The following is a 26,656-nucleotide window of genomic DNA, read 5'->3' as shown; positions in this document are numbered from 1 at the left end:
ATTTTGGCCTCAAATTTTATGCGCAGATTAACGGTGTGCTCTTCAATCGTTCGATGAGAAATTTTTAACTTTTTTGCGATCTCCATAAGGCGAGGTGAAAGCTTAGAACTCTGAGTAGTGAAAAGCTCTAATCGATATCTTCAACAAATTGAGGCGCGTAAATACTCTTTCACATGTGCTGTATCTGCTTATAAGTTTTTCCTAAGGTTTCTAAATCGCGTTCACCATGATTTTGACGTAAGAATAAGTTAAGCTCCTCATAACGTTGATGAATTAATGCATCACAGGCTAAAGGAAAGGGGCCATAGGTACGGGCAAAGCGGGTTAAAATATCGGTGCACAGTTGCTCTATTATATGGCGTGTTCTTAATGCTAATTGATGTAGCTGCATGAAGTTTAATCCTTGCATTATTTCTTTCCCTGAACCTTCTAAAACACAACGAATCGTCCAAATATTAGATTCCATTGCAGCAATATGAGCCAGGGTATGAGCATCTTGTCGAGAGTTGTTTAGACTATACTCAACGAGTCCCGCAGCGCCTCCCCCCCAGCAAGCAGCTGGGCCTAGAGCTCCTTGCCAAAATCCCTCTCGAGCAAGATACCATCCTTTATTTTTAATAAAGCTTTGTTCACCCAGTGGAAAATTGGTAAATGTCAGGGTGGCAGTATTGGTATCTCTAAACGCAGAAGTAACCCACGACTCATTGTTTACCTCAATATGCTCTTTGGATGAGGGGTGAGTTAAATCTACGTCAAGGAGCCATCCCTCAGAAGTAATTAAGGCTCGGTCTACCATTCCTGCTCCACTACAAAACATCTTAGTGCCGTTTAGAACCCATTGAGTATTTTTTTTATTGAGAGTTAAAGGATGATGAGGAATTTCGGATGCCCATACGGCATATAAGGCATTTGTTTTGATCGGATGATTGGCTTCGTGTAAGATTGATAGCGCATCCCAATGAGCCTCTGCAAGCTTTGCTAAAGATAATCCCATCTGGCCTACATTAAATAAGTGTAATAAACGCTCTATAGGATTTATGTTTTTAGGTAGGAGGTCGGTTTGTTGTACTAGTTTACGTACTTCAATCTCTAAATTATCCATAGTTTCGTCCATTGAATGAGGTGAGTTTTTCCGCAAATCCATGAGGGGCACGTCCTTGTTTGCGACCACTTGTAATTACAAAACAATCAGCATGGGATTTTAAATTCAAACTTAAGGTTTTCAACCTATTCCACAGATCATGATCCTCCGCCGTAACCAGAGGTTTCCAACCTCCGACCCTTTGATAAACATCGGCACGGATACCCAGATTGGCACCATGAATGTGAGGGTGGGAGTCATCCTCATAAATGATGTATTGATTTTGGAACAATTCGGGAACTTGGGATTCATGTTCGGAGTAGGAATCTACTTTGACAACTCCTGCAAGGGCATGAATTCCTTGATTTGCCCATACGAGCTGATTGGCCAGCCAGTTTTTAGGAACTTCGCAATCGGCATCCGTATTGGCTAACCAGCAAACCTCTAATGAACCTTTATAACGACTCAGAGCTTCTTCAGTGGCATATCGCCTTGCAAAGCCTACATTCTCCTCATTAATTTCTAAAACAATGCCCTGAGAACCAATGATGTTTTGTGCTATTTTAAAGGTATTGTCCTTTGAGGAATCAACGCAACAAATTATATCTGTATGAATGGATTTAGGAATTAATTGGATAGCTTTTATAATTGAATAAAGACATCGTGGTAGAAGCTTTTCTTCATTTTTAGCTGGAATGAGAATGGAGAGGTGCTTAATCATTATTTTTTTCCCAGTAGTCTAAGCGAAAATCTTTGGTACGCACACTTCGCTTTAATTGAAAAACGTTTAAAGAGCAAATTATAGAGTGCACTTCATCCGCACTGATGAGGTGATCGGATGATGTTCCTAACCAATGAGAAGCGAGAAGATGAAAGGAGGAGCTTTGGGTGAGAATGATTTTTCTAATAATATTTTCCCATTCCTCCGGATAAAAATAATAACCAATCTCGCTTAGAATAAATAAATCTGTACGTGGGTTGGGTACATAGTTGCTTAGTGAATCACATTGGATTTTAACATTGTTGAATGCATGACACCTTTTTTGGGCAAGTGCTACGGCCGTAGAGGAAATATCAATTGCCTCAACAACGTGAGCTATCTGAGCTAGTTTTTCCGTTAAAATACCGATAGAACATCCCGCCTCAAAAATATAATGAGGGCGTTGATTACGTACAATGTCGCAAATTTTCTGATAACGATTTAATTCGTACGCGCTTGAGGCGAATTGCCAAGGGTCAGAGTTATTTTGATACATCATTTCGAAAAATTCGGCTTTAATATTCATAAGGAAAATACACCTCGAAAGGGCGTTGGGCCGGGATTAATAGATGAGGAGGTAAGATAGCCTTACCATAGTCCTCCGAATATTGAGAAACATAACAATTTAATGCATTTTGTTTTAAATAAAATGACTCATCACTTAATGAGTAGGTGTGGAGGGCAAATTGTTCCAAATCTTTAATCGATGAATGATGCCAAGTCCAAAAAAAATAAAAACTCAACTGTGCTTTTTTTCGCTGCGCTATTTTTAAAGCCACACGACCTACGGCTTCATGATCTGAATGATAATCACCCAACCAGGGGGATAGGATGTGATCTTTTTGATGAATTAACGGTAAAAGCAAGTGTTCTAACTCTTTTTCGGCAAACTTTACCGAGCTGTCCGTTAATTTCAGACGTATAATGTTTTCTTTACTCACACCTAAGAATTGAAGCGCTTGCTCTTGCTCCAACTGCCTTATGGTGCGCATATTTTGGTTTTGCGGACAAGAGTTCTCTCCATCGGTAACCGCAATAATTGAAACATCGATATGTCGTTTGCGCAAATCCGCAATTAAGCCTCCAGCCCCTAATGTTTCATCATCAGGGTGAGGAGTTAAAAGAATGGTTCTTCGTTGGGGCCCCTCCCATTGCGGCTTTTGTTCTAAAAACTCAAGCCATTCTTTCTCCATGGTTATCATAGATAATTCCTCTTGACTGGACGTACATAATTATTATTTCTCGAGGATATTTCATGGTAGAAAATGGTGGTTTTTTTATTTAAAAACACCGGAACAAATTTGTCTTTAATTAAAATTTTAAAATTATTTGTTCTCTGGTTAACTAATTTAACGCTACATCCGGTGTGAAATAATTCAATTTCATATAAATTTTGATGATAAACCAGTTTGAACGTCAATCGTTTTATCCACGATGGAAGTTGAGGATTTAAACTAAAATAATGGGAATAGAAGATAATCCCACTCATATTCTTGGTTAATAAAGAAATAGTTCCTGCCATTACCCCTAGATGAATTCCTTCTTCGGTAGTACCTCCTTGAGTATCTTCAATGTCGCTGTGTAATGCCTCTTGGTATAGTTTTTTGGCTAAAGACATATCTTTAGTCATAAGAATGGCGGCAAGCGTCATTTTACTTAAAGTAGAACCATGAGAAGTTCGTGATAAATAATAGTCGATGGTGCGACGAGTAGTATCCTCAGAATAATCATATCCTAATTGATGAAACAGACGAGTAAGTTCTTTGTCTTCCAAAAGGTAATAGAGCATCAAGGTATCGGGTTGTTTGGCGATTTGGTATTCGTTAGAATTTTTATCTTCTGCTTTAAGAATTCTGTCTAATCGCTCACATAACGTGTATTTTTTTTGATAGGTGTCCCAATCAAAGGGTTTGAGATTTTCATAGCCTTCGAATTGACTTAAAACCTTTTCATGGAAGGGAATAAACATATTTTTTATAATGCTTTTCCAGCGTTCAGTCTCTGATTCCTGGATATCTAAAAGAGCAACCAAATAGTGATATTGGTTTTGATTTAAAATATTTTTTAGCTCAAGAGCCTTTTCTAACACCCAGACCGCCATGACATTGGTATAGGTGTTATTTTTTAATCCGATTGCATTAGGCTCTATTCCTTGCTCATGATATTCATCAGGGCCCATCACCCCATGAATTTCAAATTTATTCCTTTCAGGATTAAAAATTGTCATACTATTAATAAACTTGGCTATTTCAAGAATGATTTCCGCGCCATATTCCTGTAAAAACTCCTCATCTTTGGTAATTACATAGTAATTCCAAATGTTATAGGCAATTGCCATATTTACATGCCTCTGGCGAGAACTTTGATCCGGCCCCCATTTCCCTGATTTAGGATTTAAATGAACTTTCTGTGTTTCTTCCTCGCCATTACTGGCGCTTTGCCAGGGAAACATGGCTCCTCGAAAGCCATTCTCGTGGGCCAATAAGCGTGCTGCATTTAAACGATGATAACGGTACATCAGTAGGGAGCGAGCAATTTCGGGAAAATTGAAAAAAAAGAAGGGCAAAATAAAGAGTTCATCCCAAAACACATGGCCGCGATAAGCTTCACCATGCAATCCTCGAGCAGGCGCTCCACAATCGATATGCATGCTGTGTTTTGATAAAGATTGCAGGGTATGAAAAATATGAAAGCGAACCAATTGTTGTACTTGGGGGGCACCTTCTATTTTAACATCCGCTCTATCCCATAGTGAAGACCAGGCAAGAATATGTTGTTTTAATAGATGATTATAATTGTTATTAGCAGTAAGCAGCTTGATTGCATCATACAAATTTTCAGAAATCCCCCAATCTTTTGAATGAAAAATACTTACTAATTTATAAACGGTTATTTTTTGATAGGGTTCTACAACAAGTTCAAATTCCTCATGGATGTTATTTGTTTCTTCTTTTATTTGAGAGGGGCAATTAATTAACTGACTTTTTTTATATATTTTGGTTGTTATTGCTTCTGAAATTTCAAGGTGTGATTGCAGCATTCTTGCCTGGAGATAAAGATATTTTTCTTTACTAACTCCCTTATTCATTATTTCAAGGTGTTGAGAGTTTAATTCTTGATAGCGAGGGACACCATTATTTGTTACTTCACCATAAAGAGAGGAACGAAGGGTTATTTTTCCAGACCAGTTTTCAGCAGTAATACTGTAGCGAATACCCCCTAAATGGGGATTATGTTGACTTAAAAAACGTAAGCTATTGATGACAAAAATACGCCCTTTATGGTCTTGTATTCGGTATGAACGCTTTAGCAGTCCTTTTTTGAAGTGGAGCATTTCCTTAAAAGATAACAAAGTAACATTCGATATTTCGAACCAATCCTCTTCCTCAACCTTAAAGGTTAGGGGTAGCCAATTAGGGCAATTAACTAAATCTTCATTAATTAAATGTTGATTAGCGATTTGGCTTATATTTCGATTGTATACCCCACCCAAATAAGTTCCTGCATAATGAATGGGGTCTTTGCTATCCTCAAATGTTCCGCGAGTAGCCACATAACCATTCCCTAAGGTAAAAAGAGTTTCTTTTAAGCGAACGGAGGAATCATTAAAGCTGCGATAGCTTATTATCCATGGATTCATATTAAATTTCCTTTAAAAAAGATAGTTGGGTTAGAAACCTTTGTACTTCTAAAGGTGAATTTAAAAAATAATTTGCTTTAGTATCTAAGGGATTTTGCTCTACTTTAATGGTAATACCTTTTGTTTGAAAAACTTCAAAGGCATCTTCATCAGACACATCATCACCAATATATATAGGGATTAAATGAGGATTATTTAATTTAAATTTTTCTAAAATAGCATTCGATGCAATGCCTTTATTCCATAATATATTGGGTCTGATTTCATATACTTTTTTGCCGTAATGCTTTTTTAATCGGGGGTAATTTAATAAGACAGCATCAATTTGCTTTTCGATTAAATCTAGGTTTTCTTTATCTACTAAACGATAATGAACAGAGAGCGAAAAGGTCTTATTTTCGATAAGACAACCCGAAATGCCGTTAAACTTTTTGGATAGGCAGCAGTCGAGCTCTTCTATTTCTTCTTTAAACGCCGCACCTATTTGATAATAAGAGCGAGGCCCCATGAATTCAAGTCCATGATTTCCTGAATAAAAAAGGGTGGAAATATTAATATGTTCTTTTAAATCATTAAGCGCTCGTCCACTTATAATCACGGTTAGATATTCTTGGGAAAGACTGCTCAGGCAATCATGCATCGCGGCAGATAAAATCGCCTGCTCCGGTCTATCTACAATTGGGGTAAGGGTGCCGTCATAATCTAAAAAAATAATAAATTGATAACAATGTTTCATCAGTTGATGAATAGATGGTAGAACGGCCAATCCTGATATTGGCTGTTTATTATCGGAATTGTCATTATTAAAAAGTTGTGGCGCTTTGGACAAATCAGGAAGAATGTAATCAGGTTCTAATTCAAGAAATTGAGAATATAATTTTTGCTTTCTATCAAGTGCGATTACTTTCCCAAATTGACCTTTTTTGGCAGCTTTTACTCCAGAAAGAGCATCTTCAATAACTAAACATTCTTGAGGCTGTAATTTTAATCGCTTCGCGGCCTCAAGAAAAATATCGGGTTCTGGCTTTCCGGCAATATTTAATCGTTCCGAGATAATTCCGTCTACATATATAGGAAAAAGGTGCTCAATCTGAGCACTTTTCAAAATAGGAATGCAGTTTTTGCTGGAAGATATGAGTGCAATTTGATACTGATTTAATAATAGAAACTCAATAAATTGCAGCGTATCCGGAAAATAATTTACAGGGTGTTTTTTTAATAGTGTTTGAAAATAGTCATTTTTTTTGTCCGCCAAATGACTGATCCATTTCTCTTGATGAGCATCAGATGTAATTTTACGAGAAGTTAAGAAATTAGAGAGGCCTTCATTTCGCGGCATGCCATCTAAGTAATAAAAATAATCGTTCTCAGTAAACAGCTCATCCTCTGTAGGATTTAGTTCGAGTAAAAATGCATCTAAGGTGTTTTTCCATGCTTCAAAATGAAGAGTTGCGGTCTGAGTAACCACTCCATCCATGTCAAATATTATCCCTTTAATATTATTCATTTGCACTCCTTGCAAAAAAATGCTCATTAAAAAGACAGGTTCTTCATTGAGAATAGCTGCTTTAAATTATATTGCAAGAATTTAATAGGTCATTCTTTTCTTCATTAAGGCAAAAAAAATGCTGAAAGTCCCTAATTACACAGAAGATAATTTTCTTAACGTATAATGAAAAGCGAGGAAGTGAGGTGAGTTTTCTCCATTGAATATTCCATAACAGTATAAAATGATTTTTAGTTGTTCGGTAATAATCCACAAAGGTGGTATTTCATACTATAGTTTATGTGGAAGTTTACCGAGTAGTTAAACAGGATTTTATCGTTCAAGGGAGATTGTAATGAAAAAAACTATTCTAGGTGCGCTATTGACCTTATTTGTCTCGTCTGCTTTTGCGGAAAATATAATTAATACCCAAACCAATACATGGAAAAGCATTCCTATAACCGTAGATGAAGACAGTAAAACTTATACCACCCCTAAAGGATATTTAATGCCCGAGGGTAATTATTATTATACGTTCTCTGGTTACCGTTGTCTTATGAATAAGACGGAAGGTGGTGGGGATGAGCCTTTAGTATTAAAGCCCGTAAATACTGGCGACAAGGAAATTTATTGCTATAAAGATAATTAATTCGACTTCTGAATGACAGGGTTTAAATCCTGTCATTTAAGATTTAAGACCCATTTATCTTCTGTTGTTATTCAATATTTTTTTGTTGGGTAGAGTTAAAGAATCTATTTTGTAACGCAAAAGGTTTTGGTGTGATGGTATTTTGGTCTATAATTTACCATTGTGTACAGTAAAAAAGGAAGGATAAATAATCAATCAATCAAGGAGCAAACAATGAACGAACACAAAGACATGCATATTACCACCGAAGTATTTAATACCCCTGAAGCCGCTGAAAAGGCATATCAAGATGCCATTGATGCCGGCTACTCACCTCAAGACATCACTGTGATGATGTCCGAAGACTCAAGGAAGAAATATTACAATTCGGTCTTAGTTAAAGAAGGCTCTAAAGCATCTGAAGGATTGGCCGTAGGAGGAACAACAGGTGCTGCGGTAGGCGGAATTGTCGGAGCATTAGCGGCTCTTGGAACCAGTCTTCTTATTCCAGGTTTAGGCTTAGTGATAGCAGGTCCTATTGCGGCTGGTCTTGCTGGAGCTGGCGCAGGTGGCATTACCGGTGGCTTAGTCGGCTCTCTCATTGGTTGGGGTATCTCTGAAGATAAAGCCAAGGTGATTGAAACAGAAATTCAATCAGGTGGTATTGCTTTAGGGGTCAATGAAACGTTACCCGATAGTAATTTGACTTCAAAATGGGAAAAATACCGTGATTATTAATTAAGGAAGCTACCAGTTTCTGCTCGTCAGAGACTGGTACCTAAACATTTACCTCATTAAATTAGGTTAAAAATATAAATCATACAAAGCAAGGAGGCTGGTCATGACTCATAAGCCAAAACCCCCATTCCCTCCACAACCCATTACTCCCCCTGGAATCGAAGCTAATATGAATCCTAAGCCACAGTATCAGGCTGACTCTTATAAAGCTGCTGGAAAATTAAAAAATAAAGTGGCATTGATCACGGGCGGGGACTCAGGGATAGGCCGCTCAGTCGCTTTACTCTATGCACGCGAAGGGGCAGATATATCCTTGGTCTTTTTGCCAGAAGAAAAAGAGGATGCTGAGAAAGTTCAACAGGAAATTCAAACCTTAGGCCGAGAAGTTTTGCTTATTCCAGGAGATTTAAAGAACGCTGAATTTTGCCAAAATGTAGTGGCGAACACTATGGAGCATTTTAAAAAAATTGACATTCTTGTAAATAATGCGGCTTTTCAAAAACATCAACCTAATCTTGATGAGCTGAGTATAGAACAATGGAATCAAACATTTATGAGTAATATTTATGCCTATTATTATCTCTGTAAATTTGCGGTGCCCCATATGAAAGAGGGAAGTGCTATTATCAACACCGGTTCCATTACCGGATTAGAGGGAAGCAAGGAATTATTGGACTACTCATCAACAAAGGGAGCTATCCATGCTTTTACCAAATCTCTTGCTAAAAATATTGTAGAAAAGGGGATTCGGGTTAATTGTGTTGCGCCAGGGCCGGTTTGGACGCCTTTAAACCCTGCGGAAAGAAACGATAAGGACATAGAAAATTTTGGTGCGGATACGCCCATGGGCAGACCCGCACAGCCAGAAGAAATTGCTCCGGCATACGTATTTCTTGCGTCTAATGCAGACTCAGGATACATCAGCGGATTAATTATTCCTATTTTAGGAGGTGACACTATTGCAGGTTAACTAACAGTAAAGCTATTCCACATTGCTATAATCTCACTTAGGTTGTTTGTTATTACTAACTAAGGTCTTTTAGCGAAATGTTAAAGTCAGAATCAACTAACAAGCCCGTATTGCGTGGGATAGCTATCCATTTCATTTCTTTAGAAGACAGTTTTTCTGAGGTTATAATTACATGCTTTGTAATCGCATCCTCACAGAAATACATTGTTTCAGGTTTAGCTTGAGCAGAGGTGCAATAACGAAAAGCAACGGTATGTTTTCCATTAGTAATACAAATATTAAAATAGCACACCCCATTTTTATAATGCGTGTTCACTATGTTATTAATAACATGCAATGTCTCGAATAAAGCTGCATGGATATCACTTACATTTCTAATTTTTATTTTTTTTGCCAATTGCAAAAATAAAGCAAAAATTAACTCCGAATCGGTTGTTCCTTTTATCCAATTATAAATATCATCATCTAGTAAATTTTGAATTTGGCGTCTTACTTTTTCAAAATGAGGAATCCATCCATTATGCATAAACAGCCAATTTTTATAAATAAAGGGATGGCAATTAAATTGAGAAATGCCGCCTGTACTCGCAGCTCTTATGTGACCAAAAAAAATGGAGGCTCGGGTATTTTTTGCAAGATATTTTAAATTTTGGTCATTCCATGCAGGAAATAATGAGGTAAAGAGGGCGGGTGTTTTGCTATAGGAAGTATACCATCCTAAACCAAATCCATCCCCATTAGTCACCGTCCTTGATTCTCTGGAAATAAGGCTTTGTTTGACCAGAGAATTGCTGGGCTTAATTAAAAGCTCGGATAATAATATGTCTTCTTTCCCAATATAGGCTACGAATCGGCACATATGCTTCTCGCTTCTATTTTGTGATACATCAAAAACATAGCATTCTTATATTATAGTCCAGATATAAATGTTAGCTTTTTGATTTTTTTTATTCATTATTCTTCTACACTTTAATAAAACCTAATGGATAAAGGCTAGACTTTGTCATTATAAAAAGCCCCCAGAAGGGGATAGGAACACTGTAAATCAATACAAAATCGCACTCAGGTAATGTTTTGTTTTTCCTCATGTTCAAAAGGGACGTAACTTGAGATAAGGATATACGATGAAAGAATTACTCTTTAAAGAATCTTCAAATTTCTCAATTGGCATGGAATTGGAGTTTCAAATTATTAATCCGAAATCATTTTCGTTAATTTCGCGTGCCAGTGAAGTTTTGGAGAGTATCCAGGGAAGTCCCTATCAACAACAAATTAAGCCTGAGCTGGCTGAAAGCATGATTGAGATTAACTCTTCAATTCATTCAAATGTCGCTGATTTAGATGTAGAGTTTCAAAAACTATATAGTTTTTTATCCGCTCAAGCATCAGCGTTAAATATTTCGTTCTGCGGAGGCGGGGTGCATCCTTTCGATCAGTGGAGCACGCAAGACCTTTATGTTAAAAATAAAAAAATTGCTTCCTTTGGTAAAAAATATAAATTTCTAGCACAACAGGCAACTGTATTTGGTCAACATGTGCACATCGGCTGTAATAATGCTGAGGAGGCATTGTATCTCATACATGCACTTTCCCGTTTTGTGCCTCATTTTATTGCCATTGCAGCCTCGTCCCCTTTTTACCAAGGAGTGGATACGGGGTTTGCCTCCTCAAGATCAACTCTTTTTAAGGCATTTCCTTTTAGCGGAGTCATTCCTTTTTTTAAAACCTGGTCGGATTTTTCTAACTATTTTTATAAAATGCGCGATTTAGGGGCAGTAAAAGAGTTTGGGGATTTTTTATGGGATGTTAGACCGCAACCCTTGTATGGCACCGTAGAAGTTAGAGTTTGTGATACTCCATTAACATTAAACACGGCAATTTTAATCGCTGCGTATGTGCAAACCTTGGCTTTTTATCTTTTAGAGGAAAAGCCTATAGAAATTTGTCCCAGTTTATATTCCTTTTATGGCTACAATTACTTTCAGGCGAGTCGATATGGATTTAATGGGGATATTATTGATGTTGCTAGTGAGCAACACTATTTAATTGATCAAGACATACTGGATACCTTAAAAAAAATAAAAAAATATGCTCCTAAACTACAAACAGAGAAATCGCTTCTTTTATTAGAAGAAGAAATAAAAAATAAAAAAAATGATGCTGAACAATTGAGGACTATTTTTAATGAAAGTAGTTCTTTACAGGAAGTTGTATGGAATCAATGCCAATGTTGGGCAAAAAGCGCCGGTTAATCCTTAATGAGGAACGCTGAAAAAAATTTTTATACTTCTATGTTTTCTCCAATTCTCGCCAAATTTTATGGAGCTCTCCATCGGATTTTTGTTTTAAGCTTAAAATAATAGCTCCATTATTTAGCTTTTCTTCATAGTCTTGAGCTTGAATTTCTGATATTTCTAAACCAATTAATGTTCCCATTAAGGTTCCTGTTACCACTCCGGCAAGAGGCCCTGCAATAATCAATCCAATAGCGGGAATAAAGATATTGGTGCCAAGAGCTGCTAAAAGGCCAATAATTCCTCCCGTAATTGCTCCGACTGAGCTGCTTTGCACAATGCTTGCGGAAGATGAAAGTTGAGAAGGGATTAAATCGCCATAAATCTCTTTCATTGTGGCTTCAGTCATAATGATGTTAATTTCATTTTTTAGGTAACCGGCATTTAAGGCTTCTTGATATGCCTTTTCCGCGCTTTCTTTTGTAAAAAAAACACCTATCAATAGATTATCATCCATTTTTGCCTCTCCCTGTACTTTCTTATTTAATTACCAACATAAAAAATAGTTCAGAATAGTGAAAATAATTTTATTATTCCTCCTCCTTGAGTAAATGAGTACCTAGTTACACATTCTCTGTTGTATTTAATTAAGTATGAACCCAAACCTCGATTTGTACAGAATTAAATCATTCGCTGCCTGGGAAAAATAACTCCCTAAGGTGGCAGGGAGATGGGCCTGCCTTAGAGAAATATGATTTAGAGGCTATATTTCACAAAAATAACTCTTAATTATTTATTTTATGACAAAGGATATATATGTCCTGTCTTCTAAATTGGAGTAATAAATGTGTCTCAGAGGATGAGATGTTTATTTGTTGACGCATTTGTTCTTTTTAGATTTATTAAGTTTGAAGAACTTATTTTTCATAAGAAATATCGTTTCCTTTGATAAAATTTTCAAATAAGTAAATTTTACGAGAGTGAGTATAAGTAAATATCCAGGTCATTCCGTAGTTAAAATTATTTTATTCTTGAATGGTTTCCATAATCATTATATAGTTTCATTATGAAACTAACTGGGGTGGTTTATGAATATAGAGGCAATAGATGAGTTAAGATTTTATTCACGAGAGCTTATACGGGAATTTGGTTTTTTAAATGAAGCGAGTAAAAATGAAAATTTAAATTTTGCGCAAATTCATTTGCTGCTGGAGTGTGATCGCCATGGGGCTATTGATCAACAGGTGTTAGCCAAAAACTTAAGAATTAATAAATCCTATGTAAGCCGCTTAGTTAAGTCTTTAACCAGTCTGGGATATGTTGATTTTTATGAAGTAGAACATGATAAAAGAAATAAACCTATTTATCTTACTAGTTTGGGTGTAGAGAAGATCAATGAGATTAATGCCAATGCGAGAAATCAGGTTCTATCCGCTTTTAACTATGTCACCCCAGAAGAGCGGATGAAAATAATTGAAGGAATACAGCTTTATAGCCGGGCTTTGAAAAAGTCTCGTGACCTTCAAGGTATCAGCATACGTCTTATTGAGCCACAAGATAATGAGCAATTGTGTATTTTAATCAAATCGGTATTAAGTGAATTTGGTGCGAATAGGCCTGGATTTGCGTACATGGATGAAGAAACAGCGTCGATGTATGAGTTTTATCAGGAGCAAGGAAAATCCTACTTTGTGGTCCAAAAAGATAATAGGATTATCGGTGGAATAGGATTTGCACCCTTGAGCGGTACAAATGCTGGGATCTGTGAATTAAGAAAAATGTATTTAGATAAAGAGGCTAGAGGACGGGGGCTTGGTAATGAGTTATTAAATATTGCGATTAACGAAGCTAAATCCACCTATAAAACAATGTATTTAGAAACTCTGTCTCATATGACCCAAGCTATATCCTTGTATTGTAAGTTCGGATTTAGTTATTTATCCGCGCCTCTGGGAGATACCGGGCATTACAGTTGTGATACATGGATGATGAAGGAGATTTCATAAAGGAATCACGCACATTTTTTTAAAATCGATAGGTTAGATTTTAATAGCATGCTGACGGAGTTAGTAAATTATCTATTTTTAATTCAGTTGTAAAAAAGAATTTTTAAGGCAGTATATTTCTTGGGACATTTATTAACGGACCACGGTAGTCGAGAGTGGTGATAATTTATGAGGGGTGTCTCAAGGACTAGCCACAAGAATACGGTCTTTTGTCTATCACACTGCTTAACCAACGGGTCCCATTAATAACAAAGCATTTCTAAGGAGAGGGGAGATGAATTCCGGCAGAACTAAGGGATTAAGATTATTCTATATAGCCAGTTTTTTACTATTCAATACGAGTCACGCAGAGAGTTATCCTTTTCAAATTGGTGCTGGGATTTATGATATTACCGGTGCTGCAGCGGAAATTAATATGATGGGGTATGCAGCCCCGCTGCAATTAACGACGGGGATCCATTCTCGTTTATGGTCACGGGCTTTTATTATCGCCTCTCCAGCGAAAGATCAGCGTGTGGTTTTTGTTAGCGCGGATTTGGGCATGGCCTTTCAGTCAGTCAAACAGGGTGTGGTTAAAAAATTAAAAGAGCATTTTGGTGCGCTTTATCATGATAAAAACTTAATGATTAGTGCTACGCATACGCATGCGGGACCTGGAGGTTATGCTTTTGAGACTTTATATAATTTCACCGCTCGTGGTTTCTATAAAGATAACTATGATGTGGTGGTAAATGGAATTACCCAATCTATTATTCGTGCGCATAATAATTTGGAGCCGGGTACGATTTACATTGAAGAATCAGAACTAACAAATACTACAAAAAATCGTTCCCTTAAAGCCTACTTAAAAAATCCCGAAGAAGAGCGGGCTTTGTATGAGCATAACACGGATAAATCGTTTACCTTGCTCAAGTTAGTAAACGCTCAGGGTGAGCCTATCGGTATGATTAATTGGCATGCGGTACATCCTGTCTCGATGAGTAAGGATAATACCCTGATTAGTGGTGATAATAAGGGCTATGCTTCTTATCTTTTTGAGCAAGAGATGCGTAGTAATTGTCTGCAAGACAAGACCTTTGTTGCCGCTTTTGCTCAGGCGAATGAAGGGGATGCAAGTCCTAATATTTTTGATACGGTTGCTAATGGTCTTTGTGGTGAAATGACTTGCGTTGATATTCACCATACCTATGTCATCGGCAAACGCCAATATAAAAAAGCCAAAGGGTTATTCGCGAGTGCTAATGAGCCCATTGGTGAGGGTGTGGAGTACCGCCATCAATATTTAGATATGGAACATACGAAGGTACGAAGTGAGTTTACGGGAAGCCAAGAGCAATCCACGTGCACCGCGGCTTTGGGCTATTCTTTTGGTGCGGGTACTTCAGATGGGGTGGGCTTCGAGTTTTTATTCAGTCAAGGTCAATTAGAGTCTGATTCTTTTGTGAATTTCTTGCGCAATATTATTGCTACTCCTACTCCAGAAATGACGGAATGTCAGAATCCTAAACCCATTTTACTGGCAGTTGGACTGAATCAACCGGCGTGGGTTCCTCATAATATGCCCATCCAACTATTTAAAATTGGTCATTTAGTAATTGCGGGTGTTCCCGGTGAATTTACTACTATGTCAGGACGTAGGCTAAAAAAATTATTGAAAGAGACGTTTCAAGGCCAGGTTTCCCATGTAGTTATTGCCGGGCTGAGTAATTCTTATGCGGGTTACGTTACTACGCCAGAGGAATATAGCCAACAAAATTACGAAGGTGGTTTTACGGCATTTGGTAAATGGACTTTGCCTGCTTATTTGCAGGGTTTTAAAGGCTTAGCACTTGATATGATGAATCAACGAGAAACCGATACAGGGCCCCTACCCGAAGATTTAAGCTCTAATACTGGAAGTTTGATTTTTCCTGTGCTGTTTGATGATAAATGGCCGGTGATTCCATTTGGCAGTGTGCATGAGCAACCTAAAGAAGAATATCAACCCGGGGAGATTGCCCATGTTTCTTTTTGGGCAGGGCACCCACGTAATAATTTAGAAACGATGAAAGGCTTTTTGGAGGTACACCATTTACTTCCTAATGGCGAATGGGAAACGATTGCTCATGATTGGGATTTTAATACGGTTTATCGTTGGGAGCGTATAGGTATAGCCTATGCTTATGGACATGTTTATTGGAAAATCGCCAAGAATACTCCTGCAGGTAGTTATCGTATTTATCATTCAGGGCATTATAAAATGGGTTGGAATCAACAGATTTATTCCTATGAAGGTATATCTGATACGTTTAAAGTGAGTTAAGTCTGGCTCAGCCTTTAGGCTAGCGCGGGGGCATTGTGAGGCTCAATATGTCGTTAAGGCGTGGACATCTGGAGCAATGAGCATTTCTTTTATCCATGCATCAAATTTAATTGCCCCTGGGTATGGTTTTGGAGCATTCCCCCAGGCAATTTCAGGCAAGTTATGTACGACATTACCACTACCTATAATGAGTATTCCTTGTTCTCGCAGCGATTTTAATTGTTGGCCAATACGATAATGATATGCTCCAGATTGTTCTAAGTATATGCTCAGCTGGACTACAGGAATATTGGCTTTAGGGTATAAATGACGCAGCACTGACCATGTTCCATGATCCAATCCCCAGGTTTCATTATCTGGGTGCACCATGTGAGTCACCCAAGTTCCTTCAGTTAGCCAGTGGGCTGCGTTTTCCTAATTGTTGAAGGCATTCAGTAAAGTCATTTTTTTCAATTGCATTCATCGGTGAGCCATGACCAATGAATAACACGGGCATGCGCCCTGGATGTTTAGACTTTGGGTCCGTCATTACCAATCTCCTGGTTAAACTCCTTTTTGGGTTTTAGTGTAATATAGCTTGAATGCGAAGAGAGAGCAGGAAAAGTAATTTTTTGAATTTATATTGGCCTATTGGGATTTTGCGAGCAAAAGACGTGCTTGCTTATCCTCTTTTTATGTATGATAAATTTGGCCAAATACACTCCATTCATAGAAGCGATATTCACTACTGTCCCTGGTTCATTGATTTTTCCATAGAGATATCAGCTTCCTCAGATAAGCCCTTATTGGGAATTATTGGGGTTTCTTTAAAAAACCTAAACTGATTTTCACTGTTGGCAATAGGCTGTATGTTTAAGCTTAAATCGGCTAAGGTCATAGTCATTAAATCTAGCCCAATCTTAGTAAGAATAGGCCCCACAGTGTAGGATACAAATGTGTTTTGGTTTTTTCTAATAAGTTCCTGAGCCTCTCTAATTGGTTGGGACAAGTCTGGCTTCATATTTTGAGAGGCCATTTGAGAGAGCCGATCAATTTTACTATGCAAGTTCCGTGCTAGATCACCTATTTTTCGTTTTAGCTCAGCATTTAAATCAATGTGGTTTAGAGCGGAAGAGAGCTGTATTGCTTGTATTTTGATGTGAACCAAATTATGTTGAATAAACACGGTATTGTCGTCAGTAGGCGGAAAGGTGAGTGCAGGAGTACTTGGGGCTAGAGTTAGTTGAGTAAATAAAGCAATAGCCTGTTCAATTGTAAATCGTGAATCTACATCAGCCTGCAACATTCCTTTCAGCATGGAGCGAATGATTTGTTTGTTATCCGGGTCGATGAGGTCCTCTAAACCGGTAAATAATGAATCTAAATTTACATTTCGAGAGTTTTTACCACACAGTTGCAAATCATCCTGCATATAACTTGTTTGGTTAACTCGCCAGATCAGCGCTAAGACTCTACCTAAAGAAAAAACATCAATTTTAACGGTCTGTTTGCCTCTGAAAAATATTTCTGGAGGAGCATACGCTGGTGTGCCACAGCATTTTCCATCAAGTGCATTCGCTTTCACACTTAAGCCAAAATCGAAAAAGTTCACCAGCCCAGCGTGTAAGTCGACTAATATATTCTCGATCTTTACATCGCGATGAATAATTCCTTTATCGGTTATTTGTTTTTTTAAGGTGTGCAATAATAAGCGAGTGAGGTCAGTTCGCTGTTTTAAAGTTAAGAGACTAATACCCTCTAGATCTTCATCGATAAGAGTAAATAATTCCTGACCTTTTAGTTTTTTCATTACCGTATAACTGGTTTGCCCATCGATTGTAGGACGTTTTATCCCTAAATGACTTGCCTCTATAGACAAGTTATATTCTTTCAAAATGGTCTCGATAGGATTTTTATCATCGTGTTTTTGAATTTTCACGGCACGGGTTTTGTTGTTTAGCCCATGGGGTTTAAACAGAACATCATTAGAGCGCACTACTAAAGTGCCTTCTATTTCATACACATCACCAAATGTACCTTTTCCAAGGAGGCGATCGCTAATGAACTCATATCGATACCCCATTTTCCTTTCGTTACGTTGGCGTTTTATCACCTCAGAAGTGAATTGAAATGGAGTGCCATCTTCGAATGCATACGTGTGTCCTGTTTGCCAGACATTAATTTTTTCTGATTGCATATTAAAAAATGCAGCTAGTTTTTTTGAGTATTCTTCGGGTATATTTGTTGGGCTGATCGTGATCATTGAGCCTCTTTCTTCTTATCATTCTTGGGTCCATTATAGCCATATTTTATTAAAAAGTGCTTCAGTTTTTGGTCATACGTGGTGTGATGCTTTTTTAGTTTATTGGATAACCACAGATTAATAATATTAAAATGCCATTTTCTAAAAATAAGTCTTTAAATTAATTAATATATTTTAATTTAATAATATAGTTAAATGGAATATCAGGCGTTAATCTTAAGTATGAGGGATAGGTTAAGATAGGATATGAGGTATCTCAATTTAGCTATTTGTTTATTAATCAGTTTCTTGAGCGCAACTGCTTTGGCTGCCAAGGTTTTTACATTTAAAGAAGCCTTAGCAATGGCGTATCGGAATAACCCCGAATTGCAGGCTGAAATAGATAAAGCGCAAGCTATGCGCGGATATTTTATTCAAAGTGGTCTTTATCCTAATCCTCAACTGACCTTAACCGCAGAAAACTTTGGGGGTTCAGGGAGCTATTCTAGTTATGAGGCAGCAGAAACGACAGCTGCTGTAACACAGCCTATTCCTCTAGGAAGGCGTCTTTCCTATTTGAAAAAAGCAAGTTATGCGGATTATTTAGCGTCCTTAGGACAAATTCAGGTGCAGAAAGCAGCAATTTATATGGGGGTTGGGATTGCATACATCGATGCCTTATATGCAGGACAATGGCATCAGGTAACCCAAAAACTTATTGCACTGAATAAAAATATTGTTAACTCGATTGAACGACGCGTTAAGGCGGGGGCTGGGTCAGAGTTGGATTTAAGATTAGCCCAGGTACGTTTAGGAGAGGCGCGCATTCAAGAAAAAAAGGCGCAGCGCGATGCATTATCCCAGCGCGCGAAACTGGCTCGTTTATTAGGTAGGGGATTAAGGGTGGATTTGCCTTTAGTGGATCAGGGATTGCCAGATGTAACTTTAAATTGGCGCGAGCTTTTAAAAAAACTACCGCAAAGCCCACAACTCATCCAAATGCAACAACAAATAAAAGCGAAACGTGCAACCATTACTGCGGTTAAAAAATCGGTTTGGCCTGATTTAAACATTCAGCTAGGTGGGCGGCATTTTTCGGATGATGGCAGTAATGCGGCGGTCATGTCTGCTTATGCGCAAGTCCCTGTTTTCGACCGAAATCAGGGGAGAATAATGACCGCAGAGGCACAATTGACGCAAACAATACATCAATATCAGGGGGCAAGGCTTGATGTTCGGCAAACAGTATATAATGTCTTTTTGCAAGCTCAGCAAAGTCGTTATGAAGCGGATTTAGTGACCCGTTCTTTATTACCCTTGGCACGAAAGTCAATAAAATTAGCGCAAGATGGCTATCAAATGGGGCGATATACTTACATTGAATTATCGCTAGCCTTGAATACTTTATATGAAGAAGAACGACATTATCAGCAAGCACATGCGGATAATCACAAAACATTAATTCAATTGACAGGACTTTTGGGTCTGCATCCGACTAAGGAGAGTAAATGAATTGGTTCGCGTCACTAATTTCTTTTTTGCAAATTGCTGCGTTCCTCTTAGGGATGAGTTCTTTTGGGGTCTATGCACACGTTACTCATGCTAAAGAACACGAGCATCAGCATGAAGCAATAGAACTAGGCTCTGAGGGTGGTCGTTTGTTTAAAGAGGGTGATTTGACTCTAGAGCTTTTAATTTTTGAACGAGGTATACCCCCTCATTTTAGAGCGTATTTTTATAAAAAGGGTGAGCCGATTTTACCTCCAGAGTCCGATTTAAGCATTGAGCTTACTCGATTTAATGGCAAAAAGGAGCAAATCAGTTTTATTGCCATGAAAAGCTTTTTACAAAGTAAGCAAGTTATTGAGGAGCCCCATTCTTTTGACGTAAGAATTCGCTTTAATGACTCTGGAAAACAATTCAATTGGCATTATCCTTCTTATGAAGGACGAGTAAAAATTCCTCCCGCCATGCTTAAAGCGGCAGGAATAGAAACAGCAATTGCCCAACCTCAAGTGATAAGAACTCAATTAAATGTCGTCGGTAAAATCGCCACCAATCGCGATACCACAGCCCCCATTTACGCGCGTTACTCCGGGATTATTAAATCCATGACAAAAAATCTTGGCGATGAAGTAATCAAGGGGGATTTATTAGCCATCGTTGAAAGTAATGAGAGTTTACAAAGCTATGAAATAAAAGCGCCTATCACCGGAACTATTGTGCAAAAACATGCAACGAATGGGGAGTTCGCGCAAAATACTAAGCCTATTTATGAAATCGCGAACCTCGCTAATGTCTGGGCTGATTTTACTTTATATCGTAAAGAAGCGCCCTTAGTAAAATCAGGTATGGAAGTGATTGTGACTGGCGATGAGGGAAAACCTAAATCCATAAGTACTATTTCCTATATTTCTCCTTTAGGTATTGAAGACAGCCAAACCACCTTAGCGCGCGCGGTTCTTCATAACGAAGAACGCTTATGGCTTCCGGGTATGTATGTCAATGGTGCTATTGTCATTAAGGAAAAAACAGTCCCCGTTGCGGTCCCTGTTTCAGCGTTACAGCACATGGGCCAACAGGATGTAGTGTATGTGCAGCAAGGCGATTATTTTGAAGCCACTCCCGTACTGCTGGGGGAAAAAGATCACGAATGGGCTGAAGTGATTTCAGGATTAGGTGCCGGCGAGCATTATGTAAGTAAAAACAGTTTTTACATTAAAGCGGAAATAGGTAAGGAAGGGGCAAGCCATGAGGACTAACAAAGCATGATGCTTGAAAAAATTATTCAATTCTCTTTACGAAATCGGTGGTTAGTTCTTTTATTTACCCTGATTATTGCAGCCTTAGGCGTTTATAATTTTCATCATCTTCCTATTGATGCCGTACCTGATATTACCAATGTACAAGTACAAATAAATACGGAAGCATCGGGTTATTCGCCTTTTGAGGTGGAGCAACGTATCACCTTTCCTGTTGAATTGGCCATGAGTGGATTGCCCAATCTTGATTACACGCGCTCATTATCTCGTTATGGCTTATCTCAAGTGACGGTTGCCTTTAAGGACGGAACGAATATTTATTTTGCCCGGCAACTGATCAATGAACGTTTACAAGAGGTGAAAGATAAATTACCGCCCGAAGCAGAAACTACCCTAGGCCCTATTTCCACAGGGCTGGGTGAGATTTTTATGTATACGGTAACGAATAAAGCTAATGTTCCTCATAATAAACGCCATAGCCCCACGAAACTGCGCACGATTCAAGATTGGATTATTAAACCGCAATTGCGCAACGTTGAAGGGGTCGCGGAAGTGAATACGGTTGGTGGGTATGAGAAGCAATTCCATATTACTCCCGACCCAACTAAATTGGTGCGCTATGGCTTGAGTTTAAATAACCTGGTTGAAGCCCTGCAACGCAATAATGCGAATATTGGGGCAGGGTATATCGAGCATAATGGCGAGCAAAATCTTATTCGAGTGCCAGGCCAAGTGCAGAATATTACTGATATAGAAAATATCGTAGTAGCCAATTTTAACGGAACTCCGGTACGTATCCGCGAAGTGGCTGAGGTGGCACTTGGCAAGGAGTTACGTACGGGAGCTGCCACAGAGAATGGCGAAGAGGTGGTCTTAGGAACCGTCTTTATGCTGATGGGTGAAAACAGTCGTACCGTGTCACAACGTGTTGCCACTAAAATGAAAGAAATTAATAAGTCACTGCCTGCTGGAGTTGAGGCGGTTACTGTCTATAATCGCACTACGCTGGTTAATGCTACTATTAATACGGTAAAAAACAATTTACTCGAAGGCGCATTGTTAGTCTGCGTTATCCTATTCCTATTTTTAGGTAATATTCGTGCAGCACTGATTACGGCAATGGTGATTCCCTTATCTATGCTCCTTACGATTACCGGCATGGTGACCAATAAGATCAGTGCAAACTTAATGAGTTTAGGGGCGCTCGATTTTGGGTTAATTGTTGATGGCGCGGTCATTATTGTTGAAAATTGCATCAAACATTTAGGAGAACAGCAGCATACTATAGGGCGAATTTTAAATCTTGATGAGCGTTTAAAGGTAATTTCTCAAGCTACCACCGAAGTAATACGTCCCAGTATTTTTGGGGTATCAATTATTACGGTTGTTTACTTACCGATTTTAACCTTAACCGGTGTTGAAGGAAAAATGTTTTTACCTATGGCAGAAACAGTCATCATTGCGCTCTTGGCATCGATGCTTTTTGCTTTAACCTTTGTCCCGGCTGCCGTTGCTATTTTTTTGCGAGGGCGTGTACAAGAAAAGGAAAACCGGTTGGTGCATTTTCTTTCCCTAGGTTATGCGAAAGTATTAAGACAATGCTTTCATGCCCGAAAAAAGGTGATTGGGGCTGCGATCGGTTTGATTTTTTTTAGCTTTATTCTGGCTTTGTATTTAGGAGGGGAATTTATCCCTAGCCTTGATGAGGGCGATATTGCCATGCACGCCATGCGTATTCCCGGCACCAGTTTAACCCAAGCTATTTCCATGCAAGATTTGGTTGAGAAGCGGGTAAGGGAATTTCCAGAAGTAAACAATGTGTTTGCCAAACTGGGAACCGCAGAAGTTGCGACTGATCCTATGCCCCCAAGTGTGGCAGATACATTTATCATGCTTAAACCACGCAATAAATGGCCTAATCCGAAGAAAACCAAACAGCAACTGGTTCAGGAAATTGAGCAAGCGGTGCAAGAAATCCCAGGAAACAACTATGAGTTTACCCAGCCCATTCAAATGCGTTTTAATGAATTAATTTCCGGGGTACGTAGTGATGTAGCCGTTAAGGTATTTGGTGATGATATGAGTGTCTTACTCAAAACCGCGGATGCGATGAGTGTAGAGCTGAAAAAAATACCTGGCGCTTCCGATGTAAAAGTGGAGCAGGTGAGTGGTTTACCGCTGCTCACTATCGATATTGATCGCAATGCGCTCGCGCGCTATGGTTTGCAAATTGGCAGTGTTCAAGATGCCCTGCTGATTGCGATAGGTGGCAAAAAAGGTGGGGAGGTATTTGAGGGTGATAAACGCTTCGATTTGATCGTACGCTTACCCGAAGCATTACGTACAAGTCCTAATGTGTTAAGACTGGTGTTTATTCCACTGCCCCTTGGCAAAGATGGACATAGCCATTTTATCCCTTTAAGTGAGGTCGCTAAAATGGTACGCAGTGAAAGCCCTAACCAAATCAGCCGTGAAAGTGGTAAACGTCGCGTAGTGGTGACTGCGAATGTAAGAAATCGGGATTTAAGCTCTTTTGTTAACGAAGCGAAAGAACATATTGAGCAAACGGTTAAAATACCCAGTGGGTATTGGATCCGATGGGGTGGTCAATTCGAACAGCTGCAATCTGCCTCAAAGCGACTGCAAATCGTTGTACCCGTAACTTTATTAGGCATTTTTTTACTTTTATTTATGAGCTTTGGAAATATAGGTAATGCTTTGCTCGTATTTTCTGGAATTCCTTTGGCTTTGACCGGAGGCGTTTTTGCACTTTGGTTGCGGGGTATTCCTCTTTCTATTTCTGCAGGCGTAGGTTTTATCGCCTTGTCGGGGATTGCTGTTTTAAATGGTTTAGTAATGATTACCTTTATCAATAAACTACGGGAACAAAAAAAATTATATTTAAAAGACGCAGTGTTACAAGGCTCACTAGCGCGCCTTCGCCCGGTATTAATGACTGCCTTGGTTGCATCATTAGGTTTTGTGCCTATGGCATTAGCTACGGGTACGGGTTCAGAGGTACAGCGACCGCTTGCCACGGTAGTCATTGGCGGTATTATCTCATCTACCTTTTTAACTTTGTTGGTATTACCTGGATTGTATTTTGTATTGCATGAGCGACGCCCAAAAAATCGCGTTAAGAAAAAACGAGAAAACTAAGAGTGAATTGATGCTAAGAAAAATTGCCTTGGTCCAGTGGTTTGGACTGGGTCGCAGTAGCTGCCACTGACTACGCTATGAATTATAACATTTTTAAAGAATCCTAAGGCCGTATATTTCATTGAAAATTACTCATTAATTGACCATTTTATGGATCCCTTGGTCAAGCCACGGTAAAATTTTCTTAGCGTGACCTCATGGACTTCTACTCTAACTAATTACGAATGGTATTTTGTGCCGCACCACATGCTATCCATGATTAGGCTTGGGGATACTATTAACCTCAGTGTCATCACAGCTACCATTTCCTTTTTTAATATGGAACAATGTATTTCTGAGGCTCCCTCCAGAGGATGCCCGTGGTGATTTCTCTTCTTTTGGGGCTTGAAGTTTAAGAGACGCTTGATATAAAACCTCTTCATCAGGAGGGGTATACTGTGCTAAAAATACCGGCAAGGTAGTGCCATAACTTACCTGCTCAAAATTAATCTGTACTTTAATCTCCACGAGTTTTTTCAGAACAGCCCCTACCATTTCAGCACGGATCAATTCATTGTCATTACCCGCATTGGCAAACGTAATTTCAGTAAGAATATAGCCTAAAAAAGGCAAGGTAGTGCGGTATGCATTATAAATATCGCGCATAAATTTAAAATTTTTCTGGTTCGAAACGACACGGTTTACTTCATCAATAATACTGCGTTCTATTGAGGGTAATGTATGAAATGTATTGGTTAATCTTGAAACGCCCATGTTATTAAACACACTAGACAGCATCATTAGATGGTTTAAATCCGGGTAATGCTCCGAATCTAAAGGGCATAGATGTTGCGTTAATTCAACGAAAAAAAGCAATGCATTGTGAAGATTCTCAGCGGATTGAGAGAGAATTTTATCACTAAAATAGACACTTAACTTATTAAACTGTTCAGTAAGCTCTGTAATGCAGGAGGCATTTTGTTGACGTTTTTCCTTAAGCCAGCACTCTTCCCTAAACTCATTAAGGGATACTCGCTGATAAAACGCCATGGTTAAGGTCCTTAATTCTTTTGCTATTAGCTCAACATGTTCTACGCGTTTTTTGGGAGTAAGCGCTAAGGCTTGATTAATCAGCTCATCAAATGAGTCATTGGTTCTAACCAAATTATTATGATTAACTTGTTGTTTTATTAAATAAAAATTATGGAGTAAAGGTTGGCTGGATATCATGGAGCTTAATTGAAATGCTTTCTCCACATAGTCATTAAATTCGCTCCCTATTTCTCCTAACTCTGATCTTGGATTTACATTAAGGTTACACAGAAACCGTAACTGCAAACCTACTTGAGGGGGCAGATAAACTTGTGCAGTAGCATGATAAAACAATAGTTGTAATATCAGAAAGTTAGCGATGGATTTTTGTGCCAGGTCACAATCAAGGTATATCAGTCTTAAACCAATCAGGATCTCAATCAGTGAATGAACATTGAGAAGACCCAAAATACGATGAGATAAAATGCTAAAGTCGAATTCTCGTGCCGAATTAGGTTGTTCCTGTCCAGCAGTCAATAACCATAGTTTTTGTACTATTGTTTTATTTTGGTATTTTTCAGTGTTGAGGTTGAGTTCTTCCCGCGGAGGGATTTCAGCCAATGCCTGATTATTAATAAGGAGGTGAGCAAATAATTTAAGGAGGCAATTGAACTCATGCTGAACTAACGAATAGTGTTTATGGGCAGCGGGGTGTAAAAAACTCATTGCTTTGGAGAGAAGCATTTGGACTTGCTTCTTATCTAAATCAGTTTGATCAAAATCAATTTCTAGTACGTGATGCATACAGAATTGATTAAATTGCGCCTGTAATTGTATGGCCTCCTTAGAATTACGGTTAGTTTTATAGGCGATAACCAAATCTTTCACTAGGAAAATTAATTGCTCTTTAGATACCTCTGAATGGCCTTCGGCTATATCTGCATTAGCTACTCTTGAGCGAGATGAGGATAATTTAGGATTACTTGCGGAAGATAATAAGGGAAACTCCTTCCATAGCATCTCTTTAGTGCTCGAGTTAGGGCTACGATAACGTAAATCTAATTGTTCAATGGAGGCCAATTCCTGGCAATATAAAGCTTGGTTCAACCCATTATCATGGGCCGCAAGCCTCATGGGGGATTCGCCTTTGAAGTTGGTTAAGGTGCGGTTAACTAAAGGATTTTTTACCAATACTCGAACCGCCCAGGATTGCTTGTTAAAAATTGCGGTATGTAAAGGAGAATTCCCTGCATTATCTACTTGATTTAAGAGTTCAGGAAAATAGTCCATCAATAATTCCAAAACTCGTAAACACGAAGCATCACATTTAGCGGCATAATGTAACAGGGTATGCCCACCGCGATCACAAGGAGTAGCTTTGGAACGCCAAACTTCATTTTCTAGTAGTTTTTCAAGAACCTGAAATTTATTTTTTCGTATTAAAAAATGAAATACATTCTGATCTAATAAATACCTAAGATCCAATAATGAAGAATCTTGGTTAAACCATTTAATTAAGTTTTTTGCGATGTTCTTTTCATTTTCATTAGATGTTATTAAGTTTTTTATTGTTTGCTCATTCACTAATCAATTCCTTGGTGAGTGCTTGCTTACATTTTCATTAATTTTATTAAAATTTGATATTAATAAAAAAAACA

21 protein-coding genes are annotated in these 26,656 nt (G+C 38.5%); 9 read left to right on the top strand and 12 right to left on the bottom strand.

Annotation, left to right across the window (positions count from 1 at the left end; all coding sequences use genetic code 11):
• Positions 1-169: 169 nt before the first annotated feature.
• From ACD661_RS11215 to otsB, 6 genes are read right to left on the bottom strand one after another with little or no spacing between them, the layout of a single operon-like run.
• Complete coding sequence (locus ACD661_RS11215) at positions 170-1,144, bottom strand: acyl-CoA dehydrogenase family protein (protein ID WP_400187955.1); 975 nt, start codon at positions 1,142-1,144, stop codon at positions 170-172.
• A complete protein-coding gene (locus tag ACD661_RS11210) occupies positions 1,095-1,802 on the bottom strand; it encodes a glycosyltransferase family 2 protein (RefSeq protein ID WP_400187954.1) in 708 nt (235 codons plus the stop codon). The genes ACD661_RS11215 and ACD661_RS11210 overlap by 50 nt, the downstream gene beginning before the upstream one ends.
• Complete coding sequence (locus ACD661_RS11205) at positions 1,795-2,367, bottom strand: SAM-dependent methyltransferase (protein ID WP_400187953.1); 573 nt, start codon at positions 2,365-2,367, stop codon at positions 1,795-1,797. The genes ACD661_RS11210 and ACD661_RS11205 overlap by 8 nt, the downstream gene beginning before the upstream one ends.
• A complete protein-coding gene (locus ACD661_RS11200) occupies positions 2,357-3,043 on the bottom strand; it encodes a PIG-L deacetylase family protein (RefSeq protein ID WP_400187952.1) in 687 nt (228 codons plus the stop codon). The genes ACD661_RS11205 and ACD661_RS11200 overlap by 11 nt, the downstream gene beginning before the upstream one ends.
• Positions 3,040-5,481, bottom strand: coding sequence for a glycoside hydrolase family 65 protein (locus ACD661_RS11195; protein WP_400187951.1), 2,442 nt, complete (start codon positions 5,479-5,481; stop codon positions 3,040-3,042). Before ACD661_RS11195 ends, ACD661_RS11200 begins: the two co-directional genes overlap by 4 nt.
• 1 nt (position 5,482) lies before the next feature.
• Positions 5,483-6,988, bottom strand: a complete 1,506-nt coding sequence (gene otsB, locus ACD661_RS11190; RefSeq protein WP_400187950.1) for a trehalose-phosphatase — start codon at positions 6,986-6,988, stop codon at positions 5,483-5,485.
• 334 nt (positions 6,989-7,322) lie between these two features.
• Here otsB and ACD661_RS11185 point away from each other — a divergent pair, with 334 nt between their 5' ends.
• The 3 genes from ACD661_RS11185 to ACD661_RS11175 all read left to right on the top strand — a co-directional run bounded on the left by ACD661_RS11185 (position 7,323) and on the right by ACD661_RS11175 (position 9,303).
• Positions 7,323-7,616 (top strand): hypothetical protein, encoded by a 294-nt coding sequence (locus ACD661_RS11185; protein WP_400187949.1) that lies wholly within the window; start codon positions 7,323-7,325, stop codon positions 7,614-7,616.
• Between the two features lie 213 nt (positions 7,617-7,829).
• A complete protein-coding gene (locus ACD661_RS11180; RefSeq protein ID WP_400187948.1) occupies positions 7,830-8,333 on the top strand; it encodes a hypothetical protein in 504 nt (167 codons plus the stop codon).
• A gap of 103 nt (positions 8,334-8,436) precedes the next feature.
• Positions 8,437-9,303, top strand: a complete 867-nt coding sequence (locus ACD661_RS11175; RefSeq protein WP_400187947.1) for an SDR family oxidoreductase — start codon at positions 8,437-8,439, stop codon at positions 9,301-9,303.
• Positions 9,304-9,358: 55 nt separating this feature from the next.
• On the opposite strand, the gene ACD661_RS11170 is transcribed toward ACD661_RS11175, so the two are convergent.
• A complete protein-coding gene (locus ACD661_RS11170; RefSeq protein WP_400187946.1) occupies positions 9,359-10,162 on the bottom strand; it encodes a class II glutamine amidotransferase in 804 nt (267 codons plus the stop codon).
• A gap of 265 nt (positions 10,163-10,427) precedes the next feature.
• On the opposite strand from ACD661_RS11170, the gene ACD661_RS11165 reads away from it, so the two are divergent.
• Entirely contained in the window at positions 10,428-11,555 is a 1,128-nt protein-coding gene (locus ACD661_RS11165; protein WP_400187945.1) for a YbdK family carboxylate-amine ligase, read from the top strand.
• A 37-nt stretch (positions 11,556-11,592) separates the two neighbouring features.
• Here ACD661_RS11165 and ACD661_RS11160 read toward each other — a convergent pair whose 3' ends face one another.
• Positions 11,593-12,054: a hypothetical protein gene (locus ACD661_RS11160; protein ID WP_400187944.1), complete on the bottom strand. Its 462-nt coding sequence runs from the start codon at positions 12,052-12,054 to the stop codon at positions 11,593-11,595.
• A 571-nt stretch (positions 12,055-12,625) separates the two neighbouring features.
• On the opposite strand from ACD661_RS11160, the gene ACD661_RS11155 reads away from it, so the two are divergent.
• Positions 12,626-13,543 carry a bifunctional helix-turn-helix transcriptional regulator/GNAT family N-acetyltransferase gene (locus tag ACD661_RS11155; protein WP_400187943.1) on the top strand — a complete coding sequence of 306 codons (918 nt, stop codon included), beginning with the start codon at positions 12,626-12,628 and terminating at the stop codon, positions 13,541-13,543.
• Positions 13,544-13,817: 274 nt separating this feature from the next.
• The gene (locus ACD661_RS11150) at positions 13,818-15,845 is read left to right on the top strand and encodes a neutral/alkaline non-lysosomal ceramidase N-terminal domain-containing protein (RefSeq protein ID WP_400187942.1); all 2,028 of its coding nucleotides are present in this window, start codon (positions 13,818-13,820) and stop codon (positions 15,843-15,845) included.
• A 42-nt stretch (positions 15,846-15,887) separates the two neighbouring features.
• On the opposite strand, the gene ACD661_RS11145 is transcribed toward ACD661_RS11150, so the two are convergent.
• The 3 genes from ACD661_RS11145 to ACD661_RS11135 all read right to left on the bottom strand — a co-directional run bounded on the left by ACD661_RS11145 (position 15,888) and on the right by ACD661_RS11135 (position 18,087).
• Positions 15,888-16,214 (bottom strand): DODA-type extradiol aromatic ring-opening family dioxygenase, encoded by a 327-nt coding sequence (locus ACD661_RS11145; protein WP_400187941.1) that lies wholly within the window; start codon positions 16,212-16,214, stop codon positions 15,888-15,890.
• Between the two features lie 19 nt (positions 16,215-16,233).
• Positions 16,234-16,374 carry a hypothetical protein gene (locus tag ACD661_RS11140; RefSeq protein ID WP_400187940.1) on the bottom strand — a complete coding sequence of 47 codons (141 nt, stop codon included), beginning with the start codon at positions 16,372-16,374 and terminating at the stop codon, positions 16,234-16,236.
• Positions 16,375-16,569: 195 nt separating this feature from the next.
• Complete coding sequence (locus ACD661_RS11135) at positions 16,570-18,087, bottom strand: protein kinase domain-containing protein (RefSeq protein WP_400187939.1); 1,518 nt, start codon at positions 18,085-18,087, stop codon at positions 16,570-16,572.
• Between the two features lie 246 nt (positions 18,088-18,333).
• Here ACD661_RS11135 and ACD661_RS11130 point away from each other — a divergent pair, with 246 nt between their 5' ends.
• Genes ACD661_RS11130 through ACD661_RS11120 form a run of 3 tightly spaced genes read left to right on the top strand, consistent with a single transcriptional unit; the run spans position 18,334 to position 23,987 of the window.
• Complete coding sequence (locus ACD661_RS11130; RefSeq protein ID WP_400187938.1) at positions 18,334-19,578, top strand: TolC family protein; 1,245 nt, start codon at positions 18,334-18,336, stop codon at positions 19,576-19,578.
• Positions 19,575-20,828: an efflux RND transporter periplasmic adaptor subunit gene (locus ACD661_RS11125; protein ID WP_400187937.1), complete on the top strand. Its 1,254-nt coding sequence runs from the start codon at positions 19,575-19,577 to the stop codon at positions 20,826-20,828. Before ACD661_RS11130 ends, ACD661_RS11125 begins: the two co-directional genes overlap by 4 nt.
• 9 nt (positions 20,829-20,837) lie before the next feature.
• Entirely contained in the window at positions 20,838-23,987 is a 3,150-nt protein-coding gene (locus ACD661_RS11120; protein ID WP_400188056.1) for a CusA/CzcA family heavy metal efflux RND transporter, read from the top strand.
• A 249-nt stretch (positions 23,988-24,236) separates the two neighbouring features.
• Here the strand turns inward: ACD661_RS11120 and ACD661_RS11115 are convergent, their stop codons facing one another.
• On the bottom strand, positions 24,237-26,582 hold the full coding sequence (locus ACD661_RS11115; RefSeq protein ID WP_400187936.1) for a RasGEF domain-containing protein: 2,346 nt from the start codon (positions 26,580-26,582) through the stop codon (positions 24,237-24,239).
• Positions 26,583-26,656: the final 74 nt, after the last annotated feature.

This window comes from Legionella lytica (genome assembly GCF_044626755.1).
Taxonomy (GTDB): Bacteria; Pseudomonadota; Gammaproteobacteria; order Legionellales; family Legionellaceae; genus Legionella; species Legionella lytica_A.
This window is presented reverse-complemented; position numbering and strand designations above follow the sequence as displayed.

What these genes read in the sequence shown, in the direction of transcription:
- ACD661_RS11175 (WP_400187947.1), top strand. Translation starts at nt 8,437, where the DNA reads ATGACTCATAAGCCAAAACCCCCATTCCCTCCACAACCCATTACTCCC.
- ACD661_RS11200 (WP_400187952.1), bottom strand. Translation starts at nt 3,043, where the DNA reads ATGATAACCATGGAGAAAGAATGGCTTGAGTTTTTAGAACAAAAGCCG.
- ACD661_RS11125 (WP_400187937.1), top strand. Translation starts at nt 19,575, where the DNA reads ATGAATTGGTTCGCGTCACTAATTTCTTTTTTGCAAATTGCTGCGTTC.
- ACD661_RS11210 (WP_400187954.1), bottom strand. Translation starts at nt 1,802, where the DNA reads ATGATTAAGCACCTCTCCATTCTCATTCCAGCTAAAAATGAAGAAAAG.
- ACD661_RS11215 (WP_400187955.1), bottom strand. Translation starts at nt 1,144, where the DNA reads ATGGATTTGCGGAAAAACTCACCTCATTCAATGGACGAAACTATGGAT.
- ACD661_RS11130 (WP_400187938.1), top strand. Translation starts at nt 18,334, where the DNA reads ATGAGGTATCTCAATTTAGCTATTTGTTTATTAATCAGTTTCTTGAGC.
- ACD661_RS11140 (WP_400187940.1), bottom strand. Translation starts at nt 16,374, where the DNA reads ATGACGGACCCAAAGTCTAAACATCCAGGGCGCATGCCCGTGTTATTC.
- ACD661_RS11120 (WP_400188056.1), top strand. Translation starts at nt 20,838, where the DNA reads ATGCTTGAAAAAATTATTCAATTCTCTTTACGAAATCGGTGGTTAGTT.
- ACD661_RS11135 (WP_400187939.1), bottom strand. Translation starts at nt 18,087, where the DNA reads ATGATCACGATCAGCCCAACAAATATACCCGAAGAATACTCAAAAAAA.
- ACD661_RS11165 (WP_400187945.1), top strand. Translation starts at nt 10,428, where the DNA reads ATGAAAGAATTACTCTTTAAAGAATCTTCAAATTTCTCAATTGGCATG.
- ACD661_RS11205 (WP_400187953.1), bottom strand. Translation starts at nt 2,367, where the DNA reads ATGAATATTAAAGCCGAATTTTTCGAAATGATGTATCAAAATAACTCT.
- otsB (WP_400187950.1), bottom strand. Translation starts at nt 6,988, where the DNA reads ATGAATAATATTAAAGGGATAATATTTGACATGGATGGAGTGGTTACT.
- ACD661_RS11155 (WP_400187943.1), top strand. Translation starts at nt 12,626, where the DNA reads ATGAATATAGAGGCAATAGATGAGTTAAGATTTTATTCACGAGAGCTT.
- ACD661_RS11145 (WP_400187941.1), bottom strand. Translation starts at nt 16,214, where the DNA reads ATGGTGCACCCAGATAATGAAACCTGGGGATTGGATCATGGAACATGG.
- ACD661_RS11185 (WP_400187949.1), top strand. Translation starts at nt 7,323, where the DNA reads ATGAAAAAAACTATTCTAGGTGCGCTATTGACCTTATTTGTCTCGTCT.
- ACD661_RS11195 (WP_400187951.1), bottom strand. Translation starts at nt 5,481, where the DNA reads ATGAATCCATGGATAATAAGCTATCGCAGCTTTAATGATTCCTCCGTT.
- ACD661_RS11180 (WP_400187948.1), top strand. Translation starts at nt 7,830, where the DNA reads ATGAACGAACACAAAGACATGCATATTACCACCGAAGTATTTAATACC.
- ACD661_RS11150 (WP_400187942.1), top strand. Translation starts at nt 13,818, where the DNA reads ATGAATTCCGGCAGAACTAAGGGATTAAGATTATTCTATATAGCCAGT.
- ACD661_RS11160 (WP_400187944.1), bottom strand. Translation starts at nt 12,054, where the DNA reads ATGGATGATAATCTATTGATAGGTGTTTTTTTTACAAAAGAAAGCGCG.
- ACD661_RS11170 (WP_400187946.1), bottom strand. Translation starts at nt 10,162, where the DNA reads ATGTGCCGATTCGTAGCCTATATTGGGAAAGAAGACATATTATTATCC.